A 15,557-nucleotide genomic window follows, 5' to 3' on the forward strand; every position below is an offset into this window, starting at 1 on the left:
AATGGCCATAAGGACTGTGCTGTTGGCATTGCTGCTGAGTGTTGCCCCGTGGGTGGTGGCTGCCGAAGGCGTGCCGAAGCAGATCCACCTGGTCAGCGAAGAGTGGCTCGACTACACCAACGCTAACGGTACCGGGGTGGCCTGGGACGTACTGCGCAAGGTGTTCGAGCCGGCAGGGGTCAAGGTGATCACCCAAAGCGCGCCCTACAGCCGGGCAGTCGGTCTGGTGAAACGTGGCGAGGCGGATGCCTGGGTGGGCTCGTACAAGGACGAGAGCGACGACAACCTGTACCCGCGTTGGCACTTTGATATGGACCACATCTACGCGTTGGGTCTGGCCAGCAAGCCGGTGCCCACCCCGGAGAACGTAGGCAAGTATCGCCTGGCCTGGGTGCGTGGCTACGATTACGGCAGCTACCTGCCAGATGTGCATGAATTCCGTGAGATTCAGCGTCGCGAAGGCATCCTGCCGATGCTCGAGCATGACCGGGTGGACTTTTACATCGATGCACAGACCGAAGTCGATTATGTCCTGAGCCAGTCATCCCAGCCCGAGCGCTTCCGCCGCAGCCATGTGGCCGAGTTGCCTTTGTACTTGGCGTTTGCCCGCAACGCACAGGCCAAGGCGCTGTGTGACCTGTTCGACAAGCGCATGGCCGAGTTGGTGCGCAGTGGCGAACTGAAGCCGATCTTCGAGCGCTGGAAGCAGCCGTACCCGTTCACTGCGGATAGCAAGCCGCATTGAAGCCGGGCTGGGTTAACCTAAGCATCGAACTTTTCGATCTTAACCCACGGTATTCAGCCCGCCCACAGCCCGCAACCGGCTGATACAATCGGCCCACGAGAAATTTTCAACTTATTCCAGGAGCACAACGTGCCCGTCGTCTTTGTTGCCGCCTCTAAACTCCCGACGCCTTTCGCGACTTTCACCATGCATGGCTTTCTCGACGAAGCCACTGGCCGTGAGCACGTTGTGCTCAGCCTGGGTGACATTGCGGACGGTCAGCCGGTGCTGGGGCGCCTGCACTCCGAATGCCTGACCGGCGACGCCCTGTTCAGCCAGCGCTGCGACTGCGGTTCGCAGCTGGAAGCCGCACTGCAGGCCATCGCCCGTGAAGGCCGCGGCGTGCTGCTGTACCTGCGCCAGGAAGGCCGTGGCATTGGCCTGTTGAACAAGATCCGCGCCTACGAGCTGCAAGATGGTGGCGCCGACACTGTCGAAGCCAACGAGCGCCTGGGCTTTGCTGCCGATCAGCGTGACTACGCCATGTGCCTGCCGATGCTGGAGCACCTGGGCGTGAAGTCGCTGCGCCTGATGACCAATAACCCGCGCAAGGTCAAAGCCCTGACCGACATGAACATCGTGGTTGCCGAACGTGTACCGCTGCACACCGGTCATAACCCGCACAACCGCTACTACCTGGCGACCAAGGCCGGCAAGCTGGGCCATATGCTGGGTAACGAACACCAGGGCGAGGCGCCCCAGGCGTGACTCGCGCCGAGGTCAAGCGGCGTCTGGCACTGGCCTGGTGGCAGTACCTGGCAGTGGGCCTGGTGCCGCTGCCGGTCATGGCCTGGGCCTTCGGCGGCGGTGACGCATTGATCCCGGTGCTGGCCATGCCGCTTTTCATCGCCGGCGCGGCGACCATGTTCCTAAGCCTGCCGCGTTTCGGGGCCTACAAGCGGGCACTGATCGCCACCTCCAAGGTACTTGGCACTGGCGAAGAACCCTCCGCCTGGATCGAATTGGCGCGGGTTCGGCGTATGGCCATGCTGCATGCCTGCTTCCCGGCCTGGGTCGCCGCGCTGTCGGTGCTGGTCGGCCTGGAGGCGGTGCCACAGATCCTGCTGGCGCTGTCGACTGTGGTGGTGCTTTACCTCTATCGTATTCCGCGCCAGCTCGGCTGATGCGTCTGCTGGCTGGCCTGCTGGCGCTGTTCGCCTGTACCGCATTGGCCGCTGACGCTTTGCGGGTCGTCAGCCTGGCGCCCTCGATGACCGAAATCATGCTCGAATTGCAGGCCGACGACCTGCTGGTGGGCGTGCTCGACGGTGGTGAGCGGCCGGCGGCATTGCGCGACCTGCCCTCGGTCGGGCGTCAAGGGCAGTTGGACATGGAGCGCCTGCTCAGCCTGCGCCCCGATCTGTTGCTGCTGTGGCCAGGCGGTGTGCCGCCGGCCCAGCGCGACCAGCTCAAGCGGCTGGGCATCGCCATTTTCAGCGCCGAACCCCACGACATCGACCAACTGATCGAGCAGATCGAAGCCATTGCCGGGCGTATCGGGCGTGCCGAGCAGGGCCATCAGTACGCCCAGGCCCTGCGGGAGCGGCTGCGGCAGCTGCGCCAGCAGTATCGGCGGGATGAGCCCTTGCAGGTGTTCTACCAGGTCTGGGATCGGCCGTTGTACACGCTCGGTGGCCGTCAGGTGGTGAGCGACGCCTTGACGGTGTGCGGGGCGCGCAATGTGTTCGCCGACCTCGCTCAACCGGCGCCGCAGGTGAATGTGGAGTCTGTACTGCTGCACAACCCACAGGTCATCCTGGCCGGCAATCAGGCACAACTGGCCAGCTGGAAGGCTTGGCCGCAATTGCGTGCGGTTGCCGATGATCGTTTACTGGTGGTGCCCGACAACGGCCTGGAGCGGCCAAGCGGGCAGATGATCGAAGCGACGGCGCGGCTGTGTGCGCTGCTTGAGGCTAAAGCTCCGGCGCCCAGGTGAGCGCTTGCGAGGGCTGTGCCCTCGCAAGTGGCACAAGGCCGCTGGACCCGTCGGAAAGGGCCGCGAAGCGGCCCCAGGCATTACAAGCCGAGCTTGGCCATGCGGGCCTTCACCGAGGCCTCGATCCCGGTTGCATCCAGCCCACATTCAGCCAGCATTTGCGCAGGCTTGGCGTGTTCGACATAGATATCCGGCAGCCCCAGGTGCAGCAACGGCTTGACCACGCCTTCGTTGGCAAGGAACTCACCCACCGCAGCCCCAGCGCCGCCCATGATGGCGTTCTCTTCAATGGTCACCAGCAGCTCATGGCTGCCAGCCAGCTCCAGCACCAAGGCCTCGTCCAGCGGTTTGACGAAGCGCATGTCGACCACTGTGGCGTTGATCTGCTCGGCCACTTGCATGGCCTCGGTCAGCTGCACGCCAAACACCAGCAGAGCGACTTTCTCACCCTGGCGGCGGACCACGCCCTTGCCGATTTCCAGCGGTTCCAGGTCGCCGCTGATCGGCGCATTCGGGCCGGTACCACGCGGGTAGCGCACGGCTGCCGGGCCGTTGTACAGGTGGCCGGTGCTGAGCATCTTGCGTAGCTCGTTCTCGTCGCTCGGGGTCATCACCAGCATGCCCGGGATGCAGCGCAGGTACGACAGGTCGTAGCTGCCCGCGTGGGTCGGGCCGTCTTCGCCGACCAGGCCGGCGCGGTCGATGGCGAACAACACATCCAGGTTCTGCACCGCCACATCGTGGATCAGCTGGTCGTAGGCGCGTTGCAGGAAGGTGGAGTAGATCGCCACCACCGGCTTGCTACCCTCGCAGGCCATGCCGGCCGCCAGCGTAACGGCGTGCTGCTCGGCAATGGCTACGTCGAAGTAACGCGCTGGGTAGCGCTCGCTGAAATCGACCAGGTCCGAGCCTTCCTTCATCGCCGGGGTGATGCCCACCAGGCGATTGTCGGCGGCGGCCATGTCGCACAGCCATTGGCCGAACACCGCCGAGTACTTAGGCCCGCTGGGCTTCTTCGGGGCGGCCGGTTTGTCGGCAGGTTCGAGCTTGGTGATGGCGTGGTAGCCGATCGGGTCGACCTCGGCCGGGGCGAAGCCCTTGCCCTTCTTGGTCACCACATGCAGGAACTGCGGGCCTTTCAGGTCACGCATGTTGCGCAGGGTGGCGACCATGGTTGGCAGGTCGTGGCCGTCGATCGGGCCGATGTAGTTCCAACCCAGCTCTTCGAACAGGGTGCCGGGGGCCAGCATGCCCTTGGCATATTCCTCGGTGCGCCGGGCGATTTCCCAGGCCCCTGGCAGACGCGACAGCACTTTCTTGCTGCCTTCGCGCATGCTTGAGTAGGTGCGGCTGGAGAGGATCTTGGCCAGGTAGTTGGACAGGCCGCCGACATTGCGCGAAATCGACATGTCGTTGTCGTTGAGGATCACCAGCATGTCGGCGTTGACTTCCTGGGCGTGGTTCAACGCCTCGAAGGCCATGCCGGCAGTGAGCGCGCCATCACCGATCACCGCGATCGACTTGCGGGCGCTGTTCTGCAGGCGGGCGGCAATGGCCATGCCCAGTGCGGCGCTGATCGAGGTGCTGGAGTGGCCGACGCCAAAGGTGTCGTACTCGCTTTCGCTGCGGCGTGGGAAGGCGGCGATGCCGTCCTTCTGGCGCAGGCTGAGCATGCGGTTACGGCGCCCGGTGAGGATTTTGTGCGGGTAGGCCTGGTGGCCCACGTCCCACACCAGCCGGTCGTCCGGGGTGTCGAACACATAGTGCAGGGCGATGGTCAGCTCGATCACGCCCAGACCGGCACCAAAATGCCCACCGGTCTGCCCCACGGTGTAGAGCAGTTCCTGGCGCAGTTCGTCGGCCAGGGTCTCCAGGTCGGCTTCGGCCAGCCGGCGCAGGCCGGCAGGCGTGTCAGCGCGGTCGAGCAACGGCGTGACCGGGCGTTCGCGGGGGATCTCTTGAAACGTCGTGGGCATCAGGCGAGTCGTTATAGGTGTGTGAAGACGCGGCAGTTTACCCCATTGTAGGAAAAGCTGCCCATTCAGACGGGTGTCGGATGGGCCGCACAGCGGCCCCAAAAATCAGTTGCGGCGTTCGACGATGTAGCGCGCCAACGCCCGCAGCGGCTCGGCCGTTTCACCAAAACCTTGCAGTGCGGCCAGCGCCTGGTCGCGCAGCTCGATTGCATAAGCCTTGGCCGCGTCCAACCCCAGTAGTGCCGGGTAGGTTGGTTTGTCACGGGCTATGTCAGCACCCTGACGCTTGCCCAGGGTAGCGGTGTCGCTTTCCACGTCGAGGATGTCATCCTGTACCTGGAACGCCAGACCGATGGCCTGTGCATAAGTCTGCAGGGCATCCAACTGCACCTGTTCGGCACGGGCACTGGCAAGGGCGCCAAGGCGCACGCTGGCTTCGATCAGTGCGCCGGTTTTGTGCCGGTGCATGAACTCCAGCGCTCGCTGGTCCAGCTTCAGGCCCACCGAGCCGAGGTCGATGGCCTGGCCACCGACCATGCCTGCCGGGCCGGCAGCCTTGGCCAGGGCCTGGACCATGGCCAGGCGGATGCTGTCGACCTGCGGGCTCAGACCTGAATCGAGCAGGGCGCTGAACGCCAGGCTCTGCAGGCCGTCGCCAGCAAGGATGGCGCAGGCTTCATCGAACGCTTTGTGGGTGGTTGGCTGGCCGCGACGCAGGTCGTCATCGTCCATGGCTGGCAGATCGTCATGCACCAGCGAGTAAGCGTGGATCAGTTCGACCGCGCAGGCCGCGCCGTTGGCCTGTTCGGCCGAGGCTCCCAGGGCTTCGCAGGCCGCATAGGCCAGCAACGGGCGCACGCGCTTGCCGCCGTTCATCACGCTGTAGCGCATGGCGGCGTATAGGCGTTCCAGCTCTTTGGTCGGGGCGACGAATAGCGGTTCAAGGGCGGCGTCGACCCGCGCCTGGCAGTTGGCCTGGTAGGTGCCGATCATGCTTCTGGCTCCGCATCGAAGGGCTGTGCAGCCAGCTCGCCGTCCCGTTCCAGCAGAATTTGCACCTTCTGTTCGGCCTGGGCCAGGGCACCCTGGCAATCACGGGTCAGGGCGATGCCTTGCTCGAAGGCGGCCAGCGACTCTTCCAGCGACAACTCGCCGTTCTCCAGGCGCTCGACCAATGCTTGCAGGTCTGCGAGGGATTGCTCGAAATCGAGGGAGGCTTTTTTGCGGGCCATGGCGACTGTCTCGGTGGCATATCAGAACGGCGCGACACTAGCAGAGCGGGGCGGGGGGAGCAAACTTCAGAGAGCCTGAAGGCTAATGCCGGACCATTGTGTGCGGCCTTGTGTCGCGAAAGGGCTGCGAAGCAGCCCCGTGCGATTGATCAGGCAGGTTCGGCTTCCAACGCCAGCATCGCCTCCTGGTAACGCGCCAGTTCCTCGATGGTCAGCACCGGCAAATTGTACTGCCGCGCATACACCGCCACCTGATCACCGCGAGCCATGCTGCCATCGGGGTTCATCAGCTCGCACAGCACCGCCGCCGGGCGTAGGCCGGCCAGACGCGCCAGGTCCACCGAGCCTTCGGTGTGCCCGCGGCGGGTCAATACCCCGCCATTGCGGGCACGCAGCGGGAACACATGCCCCGGGCTGACGATATGGCGCTGTTCGGCGCTGGAGCGCAGCGCCGCGCCAATGGTGGTGATACGGTCCTGGGCGGAAACGCCGGTGGTGATGCCTTCTGCCGCTTCGATGGTGACGGTGAAACCGGTGCCGTGGCGGGCCTGGTTGTGCTGCACCATCGGCGCCAGTTGCAGCGCATCGACGGTGGCTTCGTCCAGGCACAGGCAGACGATGCCGCTGCAATCGCGAATCATCATGGCCATGGTCTGCAGCGAAATGTTCTCGGCGGCGGCAATGATGTCCGCTTCGTCCTCGCGGTCGTCATCGTCAAGCAGCAGCACAGGGCGCCCGGCCTGGAAGGCGGCGATGGCGGCGGAAACATTGGGGAATTGCGGGTGGTGAAGGGTGGACATGAAACGCTCCTCGTGAATGATCGATGAACGTCTCGGGGCGAACAAAATGCGCGCGCAGGGGCGCCCGGATGGCCCCTGCCTGACGCCTTCTTTCATCCGGACTATGACCGTCGGCTCTGGAGTCGCACCAGATCTGCTGACCCCCGGCATGACCGGGGCGCTCGCGGGCTCATCTTTCGATTTACCGCCGGTGGGGACTTTCACCCCGCCCTGAAGACCCGCCAAGCATAACGCACAGAGCCACCCCAATGGCAACCCACGCATCTACGACCTTTGGCGGACTGGCCAGAGATGCCATAGCCATCTACCACACGGTACGCCATCGCAACTTCTAGAGTGCCGGGCAGCCCGCTTGGGGCAGACACTTGAGGATTGCAGATATGGCCACGCTTTACCCGTTCACTGACAACGACGTGAATGATGCCTTTGCCCTGCTCGACAACGCGTTGTTCGACAAGGCGCGTGAGGCTGATGGGCCTGAAAGCGACCCAACCCCGAAAATGCTCATCGTTGCGGGTGCGCAAGGGTCGGGCAAGACTTACCTGCTGGAGAAGCAGTTGCTACCCACCGGGCGCTACCAGAAACATGTGCGGCTCTACCTGCCCGAGTTCCGCAAACTGCACCCGCACTACGCCGAGATGAGCGAGCACGGGGTGTTGCATGTGTACGAGCACACCGAAACCTTCATCAGGGCGCTGAGCGGCAAGGTTTTCGAATACGCCTTCGCCAACCGCTACAACATCATCATGGAATCGGCACTGGACGACGAAGCGTTCGCCGGTTTCCCGCCTGCGGCCGTAGAGGCGGGTTACCGCTTCGAGATTCACATGATTGCCTGCAAAGTGGAGTTCAGCCACTGGGCAACCCTCGACCGTGGCGTTAAAAGTGTTGCCAAGGGCGAAATCGAGCGGTTCGTGGCGTTGTCGCAGATCCAGGCCTCCCAGGCCAATGCCCGGAAGATCCTGAACGCTTTCGAAAGCGCCTGCATGCAGGTGCCAGGTTCGCAGGTCACGCTCTATGAACGGGGCTTCGAAACGGACCAGCAGAGCAAGGTGCTGTGCCACAGCAGGTGTGATGCCCATGGCGAGTTAACCCCGCGGGCTGATTACGACGGCCAGCCTTTCTTCCGGGCGCCCTATCACGACACGCCTGTTGAGATCCGGCGCAGCCCTGAAGGCAACGGCACTGGCGCCTACCTTCAATTCTTCCAGGTCGTGCATGCCGGCATGCTTGATGAGCCGGTACGCCAGCAAATGGTCATGGCCTGCTGCAAGACCCTTGGACGTTGCACGGACCTGGTACCCCAGGTCTCCAGGGATGCCTTCCGCGAACTGAGCCAGTACATGCTCAAGTACACCTATCCCTGATGCGACGGAGCAGCAGGCCGGAGCCGGATAACCCGTTATCTGGCCAGCTGCTCGATCACGGTGTTCAAGGAAGCCCCCAGCATTTGCCCATGGCCCAGCCCTTCGAACCGTTTGAAGCGCACCTGAAGACCTTTTACCTTGGCCAGGTCGGCTGCCAGTTCTCGCGCAGGCCTCTCCACATCGCCCTTTACCTGCGCCCTAGGATTTGAAGGTTCTTCGCTGCCCCGCATCAGTAGCAGCCGCGCAGGGTCGTTGCCTAAGCGCTGCTCAAGCCCCTGCGCCTCCCTCACGATCGCTCCGTCATGCCACCACAGTGAAGGGCTGGCCGCTGCATAGTCACTGAACGCCCCGGGCCGGGTAAACAGCGTATGCAGCACGGCCAGCCCGCCATAGGAATGGCCCCAGAGCGTCTGTCGCTGCAAGTCGATGGGGGCCAGCCCGGCCACCATCGGCCGCATGCGTTCGGTCAGCAGGTCAAGAAACGTATCCACGCCACCACTGGGCTGGCCGGTCAGCGGGTCACGTTGCTCAGCCTGGCCGGGCAGCGACGGGGTGTAGTCATAGGTTCTTCCAGTCCGCTCGATGCGCTGTTCGGTCTGGTAACCCACGGCCACCAGCAAGGGCGCCTGGCCTGCAGCGAGTTTGTCCAGCTGCAGGCTATCCAGCGCCCCGATCGCGGCATTGCCATCGAGCATCCACAGCACCGGGTAGCCCGATGCGGGCGCCGGGCGGTTTGGCCTACCGACCCACAAGCGGTAATGGCGTTGGCCGTCGGCCGAGTCCAGGTCGAGTTGGGTGAAGCGGTAGGCCAGGTCCTGGCGCTGCAGCAGCGAGGTGTCCATCTTCTGGTTTCGCTCGGGCTGCGCTACGGCAACAGGCGCCGCCAGGGCCAGTGCCAAAGCCAGCGTCAGGGTCATCTTGCTCATCAGGCATCTCGTCAGGGCCTTGCGAGGAGCGCAAGGCTGGAGCGCCCAGATGATAATCAGTCCTGATTGAGCGTAAAGCGCATTAACTTTCTAAACAGTCCCGGGCGGCCGGCAAGGTCAAATGCAGGCACAGTCCCGGGTGGCCATTGCTGGCCCACAATCGGCCGCCTTGCAGCTCGATGGCGCGGCGGGCGATGGCCAGACCAAGGCCGAAGCCTGCGCCGCTGTTGGCAAGTCGCTGGTAAGGCGTGAAGATGCGTTCGAGGTCAGCGTGTGGCACACCAAGGCCTTGGTCGCTCAGGCGCAGGTGCCAAACATCGCCTTCGCGCCAGCCGTCCAGGCTGACCCTGCCTTCGGGTGGCGAGTGGCGAATGGCATTGCGCAGCAGGTTTTCCAAAGCCTGGGCCAGGCTGTCCAGATGAGCTTGCACCAGGCAGTCGGTACCCAGTGAACACGGCAGGCGCGCAGGGTTCCAGCCGCTTTCGAAGCAGACGTCCTGACACAGGGCTTCCCAGACGGAAACCATCAAGACGGGCTCGGTCGGCAAGCTGGGCTGTTCGGTATCCATCCAGGCCAGGTCCAGTGTGCCTTCCAGCAGCTTCTGCATGTCGGCGACTTCGCGGTCCAGGCGCTCGCGCAACTGTGGCGGCGGCAAGTCGCTGTCATGGGCGATGCGTAGCCGCGCAAGCGGCGTGCGCAGTTCGTGAGACAACGTGCGCAACAGCAGGCGCTGTTGCTCCAGGCTCTGGCGCAGGCGCCCGGCCATGTGCTCGAAGGCCTGTGCCAGTTCACCCAGCTCATCACGGCGTTCCTGCAAGGGCAGGGCGGGGCTGTCCAGGTCATCGGCCCGCAGGGCGTCGGCGCGGTCACGCAGGCGGTTCAGCGGCACGACCAAATGCCGGTACAACGCCAGGCCCAGTAGCAGGGCCAGCAGTGCGGGGGCAACGCCGTGGGTGACCACATGGGTCCATGGCGTAAGGCCGGTGGGCAGCAGGCGTTCGGGCAGTTGCAGCACCAGGCGGCCGTGCTCGGGGTGTTGCGGGAATTCGATGCTGACGTACGGCAGTTCATCTTGCAGGCGCCGGCTCATCGGCCAGTCGAGCTTGCGCATGAAGGTCAGGTGGCTGGCCTCCTCGGTGCTTAGCGGCGTGGTGCCAAGGCTTTGCAGGTGCGGCCCGATTACCGCCACCCAGGTGTCCTCGGCCTGTTCCAGTTGCCTGCGCCAGGCCTCGGTGCCTGCTGCGCCGCCTTGGTCCCAGGCGTCTTCAGCTTGTTGCGCATAACGCGCCAGGTAATCCTGGTCGGCCTGAGACAAAAAGTAGGTACTGCGTTCCACCGACAGGCCCCAGGTCCAGATCAGCCAGACCAGCAACAGGCAGAAGCTGACCTGCAGCACGGCCAGCTTCCACAGCAATGGGTGGCGGCGCATCAGGTCTGTTCCGTGTCGACCAGGATGTAACCCTGGCCACGCACGGCCTGGATCTGCAGGTGCTGGGCACTGATGTCGGCCAGTTTGCGGCGCAGGTTGCACACATGCACATCCAGGCCCCGGTCCAGGCGGGTATAGGCGCGGTGCAGCACGGTCTGGTACAGAAACGGCTTGCTCAAAGCTTCGCCGGGGTGAGCCCGTAACGTCACCAGCAAGCGGAATTCGGACGCGGTAAGGCCAGCGGCGTTGCCGTTGTGGATAACGTCCTGGCGGTCGTGGTCCAGCATCACTTCGCCGACGTCGGCCCGCAGCGCCGTGCCGCGATCGAATGCCACGCGCCGCAGTAAGGCATCGACCCTTGCGTCCAGCTCCGCCAGGCTGAAGGGCTTGGGCAGGTAGTCGTCCGCCCCCCGGGTAAAACCACTGATGCGGTCCTGCTCCGCCCCCAGCGCCGACATCAGCATGACCGGCACCGCCTGCTGGCGGCGCAGCGCGTCGAGCAGGCTGAGCCCGTCGATGCCAGGCAGCATGATGTCCAGCAGAACCAGTTCGAACTGCGCGTGCTGTATGGCGCTCAGGGCCTGGGTGCCGCTGGCGCAGGCATGCACCTGGAAACCACGATTGAGGAAATGGCGCTCCAGGTCCTGGCGCAGGCGTGGGTCGTCTTCGACGAGGAGAAGTGAGGTGGGCACGGTGAGCCTTGAATGAGAACTTCTATCAGTTACGAATCATCCCATTGCTGGCAGGGGAGGGCAACGCCTGGGTGTGTTAAGAAGGTTAATGATGCTGCACCCCCGTTTTCGCTCCGGTATCGTCCGCAAAAAGCAACTTGTTTCGTTTGCGAATTACTGTCATTTAGGCGAAGGGTGTGTCATGAACGGTTTCAAACGTGTGGGGAATCCGCGACCGGTTCGGGGTTTGTTGGTGCTGGGGTTGCTGGCGCCGTTTTCGTTGTCGGCACTGGCTGAAACGGTAGCGACCCAGGCGGCGGCCGAAGACAGCTCGCTCGACCTGCCGGCATTGACCATCGAAGGCAACCGCCTGTACGACATGCTGCCCTCGGAAGCAACCGGTGGCTACAGTGTCGATGCCGCGACCGTAGGCACCAAGACGCCAGCGGCGCTCAAGGACATCCCGCAATCGATCACCGTCTACACCCAGGATTACGTCAAGGACCGTCAGTTCGTGCACCTGGATGACCTGGCCAAGTACACCGCCGGCCTGCGCACCCTGACCAACGACAGCGGCCGTTCGTCGATCTACGCCCGTGGCTACGAGTACAGCGAGTTCAACATCGACGGCCTGCCGGCCCCCATGGCCAGTATCTTCGGCACCGTGCCGTCGCTGGCGGCCTTCGACCGTGTCGAGATCATGCGCGGCCCGGCCGGCCTGTTCAGCAGCACCAGCGAGCTGGGCGGTATCGTCAACATGGTGCGCAAGCGCCCGACCGCCGAGTTCCAGGGCCACATCGAAGGCAGCTATGGCACCTGGGATACCAACCACGAAGAAATCGACCTGAGCGGGCCGCTGGACGATGCCGGCCGTGTGCGCGGGCGCTTCATCGCATCGCGTGACGACACCAACGGCGAAGTCGATTACAACGCCAACACCAGCAACAGTTACTACGGCGCGCTGGATGTCGACCTCGACGATGCCACCACACTGTCGTTCGGCCTGATGCACGAAGTGAAGAACATCACCCCGCACAACGGCTACCCGGCCACTTTGTCTGGTGAAGTACCCGACTTCAGCCACTCCCGCTTCCTGGGTGCCGACTGGAACTACTTCGACGGCAAGACCACCGACCTAGTCGCCGAGCTGACCCACCGCTTCGACAACGGTGGCTATGGCCGTGTCGCGGCGCGCGGTTCGCACCGCGACACCAACTACCTGTACGCCTTCACCGCGACCAACGCCACCACCGGTGCCAACTCCGAGCGCGCCAGCGCCCGTGACTTCACCCAGGACACCTACTCGCTGGACGCCAGCTACAGCCAGCCGTTCGAAACCCTCGGCCAGGTCAGCGAATTCGTGGTCGGCACTGACTACAAGAACTACGACACCGAATACCTCAACGGCACCACCAACCTGGGCGCCATCAACGTCAACACCTACTCGCCGAAGCAGTTCGCCAAACCGTCGCCCAACTACAGCACCGAGACTGGTATGCAGGAAGAGGAATACGGCCTGTACTCCAAGGTTACCTTCCGCCCGATCGAGCGCCTGGCGCTGATCGCCGGTGGCCGCTTCAGCTGGTATCGCGGTGATTTCTACACCACCACCCTGAGCAGCGGTGCCACCACCAACGACAGCAAGCGCGTGGATGGCCACTTCACTCCATATGCCGGTGTTGTCTACGACCTGACCGAGAACCATGCCCTGTACGCCAGCTACTCGCAGGTGTTCAAGCCGCAGTCCGACACCGACAGCAATGGCCGGGTGCTGAAACCGCGTGAAGGCGAGCAGTACGAATTCGGCCTCAAGAGCAGCTACTTCGGTGGCGACCTGAACACCCGCTTCTCGGTGTTCCGCCTGACCGACAAGAACCGCGCCACCACCGAATACGACGAGGACGGCGTAGACACCAACTTCTCGGTCGCTTCCGGCAAAACCCGTGTCAAAGGTGCCGAAGTGGAAGTAAGCGGCAAGCTGACGCCAAACTGGGAGCTGCTGGCCGGCTACACCTGGATGGAAACCGAAACCCTCAAGGGCGATGCCGAAACCACCTTCTTCATCATGCCGCGCAACCAGGCGTCGCTGTGGAGCAAGTACACCATCAGCCAAGGCCCGCTGAACGGCCTGGCCATTGGTGGCGGCATTTCGGCGATGAGCAACTTCTATTCCGAGAATGGCGGCGTGCGCATCGATGCACCGGGCTATGCCACGGTGGATGCGATGCTGTCGTACCCGGTGACCTCGAAGCTGACGGCCACCTTCAACGTCAACAACCTGTTCGACCGGGATTACCTGTCGCGGGTGGGGTCGACTTCGACGTTCAACTTCTACGGGCCGTCGCGCAGCATGATGGTTGGGGCGCGGTATGACTTTTGATTGGTGTTGTGGCGTATAGGTGGACGCCGACGGTTTTGCAGCGTCTATGAAATCGAGCGCCGCGCGGGCGGCGCTCGATCTGATGAATGAGCCCGAGTTGGGGATGAAACATTTAGGGCAGGGCTGCGTGAGGATTGTCAAAAAAAGCCGGCTTGTGGATAAACGCAATCAGCCTTCATGACTATGCGCCTTGCCATCACGATGAACATGCGTCTTCGAAGCTGGCTTCGAGTGGTGATCACTGCTGGCTTCGTCTTGCCCATGCTGGCCTTCATGGTTGTGCATGTCACTTTCACCACCGCCATGCTGGTGGCCGCCACTGCTTGCGACCATCGCCTGGTACTGCTGAGCATTCATCTGCGGTAGTTGGTCCAGAAAAGCCACCATGCCCCAGATATACGAATCATCCATGCTCTTGCCCCAAGCTGGCATACCCGTAGCCTTGATGCCGTGCTTGATGGTCCAGAACGCAACAGCAGGATCACCGCTGGCGCCGAGCTTGCTCAGGTCAGGAGGTGACGGGTACAGCGCTTGGCTCAGCTCGGTCTTTTCAACGCCAGGGGCCAGATGGCAACCAACGCACATGGCGTTGTAGTTACCGGCGCCGATGCGAATCAGGTTTTCATTCTTGAGGTCCGGTACCTCGATATCCCTGGCCCGTACCTCGATAGACCGATCCCGGGCCATGGCCAGAAAGGCATGCACGGCCGGGAAATGGGGATCATCAGCCCCGACGTTCACCAGGCCAAAGTAAGCTGCGCCCAATACGCCCGCACCAGCGACGGCGCCTGCTGCAACAAGCGTTGTAATTGTTTTTTTCATGTCGGGCTCTCAAAACCACATGCGAATGCCGGCAACGAAACGCGCTTCATCCACATCACCACCCTCGTCGCGGACGAAATCAGCCGTTTTGCCGTAGGAGCGGCTCCAGGTGATGCCTATGTAGGGTGCGAACTGGCGAACGATTTCATACCGTAGCCGCAGCCCGACCTCGGTATTGGCCAGGCCAGAACCCACGCCTCGCTCAGGGTCGTTCTTGCCATAGAAATTGGCTTCGGCGGTGGGCTGCAGGATCAGGCGATTGGTCAGGAGAATGTCGTAGTCGCCTTCCAGACGAGCGGCAGTTTGACCATTCTCACCCATGAATGCGGTGGCTTCGGCTTCAAAGCCGTAAAGCGCCATGCCCTGAATGCCGAACGCAGCCCATGTCTGGGGGGAGTCCGGTTTGAAGTCCTGGCGCACCCCGGCAACCACATCCCACCAAGGGCTGATAGCGCGACCATAGAGCAACTGCAACTCGGCATCTTCGGTGACGCCGTTGGTGCGTTCGCCTTCGGAGCGAATCCACAGCCGGTTGATATCGCCGCCAATCCACCCGGTAGCATCCCAGGCCAGGGTGCTGCCTTCGTCTGCATCCTGATACTCAAGCTGGTCCAGCAGGAAGAAGCTGTTGAGCGCGCTGTCGTGTACCTGATGCCCGCCCAATGGGGGGAATGCCGCCTGCCGGTCTGCATCCGTCAATTCGGGAATCGGCGTTCGGCTGGTCGTCGCAGGGCTGGCAGCACCATGGTTCATCTTCGAGTGATCCATGCTTCCATGATCCATGCCCTGCATGCTGCCATGATCCATCTGGCTAGGGGCCATGCCCGACATGGAGCCGTGCCCCATCGCCGAATGGTCCATTTCGCCAGCGGCGAAGCTGGGTGCAGCACCCAGCATGCCGAGTGAAACGGCCAGGGCCAGCAGCGAGGGTCGCGCCGGGCTATTGGCCATCTTTCCCTGCCTTGGCGTTGTCGCTGCCCTGCGATTCCATCATCTTGCTGTGGTCCATGCCTTCCATCGAGCCATGGTCCATGCCTTTCATGGCGCTGTGATCCATGCCCTTCATGGAACCGTGGTCCATGCCTTGAGTGCCCTTGGCTTTTGCTGCATCTGCAGCCTTCTGGGTGTGTTGCTCATGGTTGTCGCCGGCCCACGACGACGGGGCATAAACAGCCAGCAGGCCAGCCATCGCAGCAGAGAGGAAAAACGCGTTTCGTTTCATAAGTTTGTTCAT

At 63.1% G+C, this 15,557-nt stretch carries 16 protein-coding genes and 1 riboswitch; of the genes, 6 read left to right on the forward strand and 10 right to left on the reverse strand.

The genetic code is table 11. The annotated features are described in order from the left end of the window. Position 1: 1 nt before the first annotated feature. The 4 genes from QQL85_RS23010 (at position 2) to QQL85_RS23025 (ending at position 2,720) form a co-directional block, all read left to right on the forward strand. Entirely contained in the window at positions 2-745 is a 744-nt protein-coding gene (locus QQL85_RS23010; RefSeq protein ID WP_284356779.1) for a substrate-binding periplasmic protein, read from the forward strand. Positions 746-874: 129 nt separating this feature from the next. Next, on the forward strand, positions 875-1,492 hold the full coding sequence (gene ribA / locus QQL85_RS23015) for a GTP cyclohydrolase II (RefSeq protein WP_012270291.1): 618 nt from the start codon (positions 875-877) through the stop codon (positions 1,490-1,492). Further along, on the forward strand, positions 1,489-1,908 hold the full coding sequence (locus QQL85_RS23020; RefSeq protein WP_284356778.1) for an MFS transporter: 420 nt from the start codon (positions 1,489-1,491) through the stop codon (positions 1,906-1,908). The genes ribA and QQL85_RS23020 overlap by 4 nt, the downstream gene beginning before the upstream one ends. Beyond that, positions 1,908-2,720 carry a cobalamin-binding protein gene (locus QQL85_RS23025; protein WP_284356777.1) on the forward strand — a complete coding sequence of 271 codons (813 nt, stop codon included), beginning with the start codon at positions 1,908-1,910 and terminating at the stop codon, positions 2,718-2,720. Before QQL85_RS23020 ends, QQL85_RS23025 begins: the two co-directional genes overlap by 1 nt. 80 nt (positions 2,721-2,800) lie before the next feature. On the opposite strand, the gene dxs is transcribed toward QQL85_RS23025, so the two are convergent. From dxs to ribB, 4 genes are all read right to left on the reverse strand, one after another. Then, the gene (gene dxs / locus QQL85_RS23030; protein WP_284356776.1) at positions 2,801-4,696 is read right to left on the reverse strand and encodes a 1-deoxy-D-xylulose-5-phosphate synthase; all 1,896 of its coding nucleotides are present in this window, start codon (positions 4,694-4,696) and stop codon (positions 2,801-2,803) included. A gap of 105 nt (positions 4,697-4,801) precedes the next feature. Then, entirely contained in the window at positions 4,802-5,689 is an 888-nt protein-coding gene (gene ispA / locus QQL85_RS23035) for a (2E,6E)-farnesyl diphosphate synthase (RefSeq protein ID WP_284356775.1), read from the reverse strand. Then, positions 5,686-5,928, reverse strand: a complete 243-nt coding sequence (locus QQL85_RS23040) for an exodeoxyribonuclease VII small subunit (protein WP_003255380.1) — start codon at positions 5,926-5,928, stop codon at positions 5,686-5,688. Before QQL85_RS23040 ends, ispA begins: the two co-directional genes overlap by 4 nt. Before the next feature lie 149 nt (positions 5,929-6,077). Continuing rightward, the gene (gene ribB / locus QQL85_RS23045) at positions 6,078-6,728 is read right to left on the reverse strand and encodes a 3,4-dihydroxy-2-butanone-4-phosphate synthase (RefSeq protein ID WP_284356774.1); all 651 of its coding nucleotides are present in this window, start codon (positions 6,726-6,728) and stop codon (positions 6,078-6,080) included. Between the two features lie 80 nt (positions 6,729-6,808). Continuing rightward, positions 6,809-6,950: riboswitch (FMN riboswitch) on the reverse strand. Positions 6,951-7,108: 158 nt separating this feature from the next. On the opposite strand from ribB, the gene QQL85_RS23050 reads away from it, so the two are divergent. After that, positions 7,109-8,095 carry a zeta toxin family protein gene (locus QQL85_RS23050; protein WP_284356773.1) on the forward strand — a complete coding sequence of 329 codons (987 nt, stop codon included), beginning with the start codon at positions 7,109-7,111 and terminating at the stop codon, positions 8,093-8,095. A 35-nt stretch (positions 8,096-8,130) separates the two neighbouring features. On the opposite strand, the gene QQL85_RS23055 is transcribed toward QQL85_RS23050, so the two are convergent. The 3 genes from QQL85_RS23055 to QQL85_RS23065 all read right to left on the reverse strand — a co-directional run bounded on the left by QQL85_RS23055 (position 8,131) and on the right by QQL85_RS23065 (position 11,142). After that, positions 8,131-9,021 (reverse strand): alpha/beta hydrolase, encoded by an 891-nt coding sequence (locus QQL85_RS23055; protein ID WP_284356772.1) that lies wholly within the window; start codon positions 9,019-9,021, stop codon positions 8,131-8,133. Between the two features lie 82 nt (positions 9,022-9,103). Then, positions 9,104-10,450, reverse strand: coding sequence for a HAMP domain-containing sensor histidine kinase (locus QQL85_RS23060; RefSeq protein ID WP_284356771.1), 1,347 nt, complete (start codon positions 10,448-10,450; stop codon positions 9,104-9,106). Then, on the reverse strand, positions 10,450-11,142 hold the full coding sequence (locus QQL85_RS23065; RefSeq protein WP_284356770.1) for a response regulator transcription factor: 693 nt from the start codon (positions 11,140-11,142) through the stop codon (positions 10,450-10,452). The genes QQL85_RS23060 and QQL85_RS23065 overlap by 1 nt, the downstream gene beginning before the upstream one ends. A 181-nt stretch (positions 11,143-11,323) precedes the next feature. On the opposite strand from QQL85_RS23065, the gene QQL85_RS23070 reads away from it, so the two are divergent. Further along, positions 11,324-13,501, forward strand: coding sequence for a TonB-dependent siderophore receptor (locus tag QQL85_RS23070; protein WP_284356769.1), 2,178 nt, complete (start codon positions 11,324-11,326; stop codon positions 13,499-13,501). Positions 13,502-13,669: 168 nt separating this feature from the next. Here the strand turns inward: QQL85_RS23070 and QQL85_RS23075 are convergent, their stop codons facing one another. The 3 genes from QQL85_RS23075 to QQL85_RS23085 are packed head-to-tail and all read right to left on the reverse strand — an operon-like array spanning position 13,670 to position 15,557. Further along, a complete protein-coding gene (locus tag QQL85_RS23075; RefSeq protein WP_284356768.1) occupies positions 13,670-14,323 on the reverse strand; it encodes a c-type cytochrome in 654 nt (217 codons plus the stop codon). A 9-nt stretch (positions 14,324-14,332) separates the two neighbouring features. Beyond that, the gene (locus tag QQL85_RS23080; RefSeq protein WP_284356767.1) at positions 14,333-15,274 is read right to left on the reverse strand and encodes a copper resistance protein B; all 942 of its coding nucleotides are present in this window, start codon (positions 15,272-15,274) and stop codon (positions 14,333-14,335) included. Then, positions 15,264-15,557 (reverse strand): hypothetical protein, encoded by a 294-nt coding sequence (locus QQL85_RS23085; protein WP_284356766.1) that lies wholly within the window; start codon positions 15,555-15,557, stop codon positions 15,264-15,266. Before QQL85_RS23085 ends, QQL85_RS23080 begins: the two co-directional genes overlap by 11 nt.

This window comes from Pseudomonas putida, assembly GCF_030159595.1.
Classification (GTDB): domain Bacteria; phylum Pseudomonadota; class Gammaproteobacteria; order Pseudomonadales; family Pseudomonadaceae; genus Aquipseudomonas; species Aquipseudomonas putida_AC.

Bases quoted from the DNA above. Each gene is read 5' to 3' on its own strand.
- QQL85_RS23085 (WP_284356766.1), bottom strand. From the start codon at position 15,557: ATGAACAAACTTATGAAACGAAACGCGTTTTTCCTCTCTGCTGCGATG.
- QQL85_RS23080 (WP_284356767.1), bottom strand. From the start codon at position 15,274: ATGGCCAATAGCCCGGCGCGACCCTCGCTGCTGGCCCTGGCCGTTTCA.
- ispA (WP_284356775.1), bottom strand. From the start codon at position 5,689: ATGATCGGCACCTACCAGGCCAACTGCCAGGCGCGGGTCGACGCCGCC.
- QQL85_RS23010 (WP_284356779.1), top strand. From the start codon at position 2: ATGGCCATAAGGACTGTGCTGTTGGCATTGCTGCTGAGTGTTGCCCCG.
- QQL85_RS23075 (WP_284356768.1), bottom strand. From the start codon at position 14,323: ATGAAAAAAACAATTACAACGCTTGTTGCAGCAGGCGCCGTCGCTGGT.
- dxs (WP_284356776.1), bottom strand. From the start codon at position 4,696: ATGCCCACGACGTTTCAAGAGATCCCCCGCGAACGCCCGGTCACGCCG.
- QQL85_RS23025 (WP_284356777.1), top strand. From the start codon at position 1,908: ATGCGTCTGCTGGCTGGCCTGCTGGCGCTGTTCGCCTGTACCGCATTG.
- ribB (WP_284356774.1), bottom strand. From the start codon at position 6,728: ATGTCCACCCTTCACCACCCGCAATTCCCCAATGTTTCCGCCGCCATC.
- QQL85_RS23050 (WP_284356773.1), top strand. From the start codon at position 7,109: ATGGCCACGCTTTACCCGTTCACTGACAACGACGTGAATGATGCCTTT.
- QQL85_RS23040 (WP_003255380.1), bottom strand. From the start codon at position 5,928: ATGGCCCGCAAAAAAGCCTCCCTCGATTTCGAGCAATCCCTCGCAGAC.
- QQL85_RS23070 (WP_284356769.1), top strand. From the start codon at position 11,324: ATGAACGGTTTCAAACGTGTGGGGAATCCGCGACCGGTTCGGGGTTTG.
- QQL85_RS23060 (WP_284356771.1), bottom strand. From the start codon at position 10,450: ATGCGCCGCCACCCATTGCTGTGGAAGCTGGCCGTGCTGCAGGTCAGC.
- QQL85_RS23055 (WP_284356772.1), bottom strand. From the start codon at position 9,021: ATGAGCAAGATGACCCTGACGCTGGCTTTGGCACTGGCCCTGGCGGCG.